The organism is Neisseria sp. P0019.S003 (assembly GCF_051957115.1).
GTDB lineage: Bacteria > Pseudomonadota > Gammaproteobacteria > Burkholderiales > Neisseriaceae > Neisseria > Neisseria flavescens_D.
Map to the genome: position 1 here is coordinate 1 of NZ_JBQCWT010000028.1, position 645 is coordinate 645.

Annotated in this window: 1 pseudogene; it reads right to left on the reverse strand. The window is 44.2% G+C overall.

The window, feature by feature from the left end:
- Positions 1-74: 74 nt before the first annotated feature.
- Positions 75-645, reverse strand: a pseudogene (locus ACTHTS_RS10900) (outer membrane beta-barrel protein); the annotation flags it as partial.

Below are 645 nucleotides of genomic sequence, written 5' to 3' on the forward strand. Positions count from 1 at the left end.
GAAAAGGGCAGCAGCCTTCAGCCGATTAATATACAAGGCCGTCTGAAATGTTTTAACTACTTAAGTTTGCTAAATTAGAACGAGTATTGCAATCTTATGCCTGTTTCACGGGTGCGGTTTTTAGGTTCGATCGCGCCCAATTGAATGAAGCCATAGTCTTCTGTAACGGTGAAGTTTGAATCTTTGACTTTCCAGCCGCGATAGAACGGGGTCAGACTGATTTTAGAACCGTTAGAGAATTTTTTAGATACAGGTACTTCAACCTCAATACCTTGTCCACCGCCTTGTTTCATTCTGGTTTCTTCTCGATCTGGCTCGTAAGAATACTGGCGGCCCTTAACGGCACGATTGTAGGCAATACGAGGAGCAATCTCAAAGTTTGCTGGAAGTGCGATATTTACACCGGCATTGATTTGCGCATATGTGGTTCGGTTTTTGCGGTCATAATCATTAGGATCAATGCGGCTACTTAAGTCTCTCAGAACACGGTGTCCCAAGCCGGCTCCGGCAGTAATGCTAAAGCGATCATTAATCGGGAGTGTATATTCGTATAAGGCACGGATATCGTATGCGCGGCGTGGTGCATTTTTGAGTGTAGCTGAGCCATAACTTGCTGAATCGTCGATATAATCCTCAGTTATATAT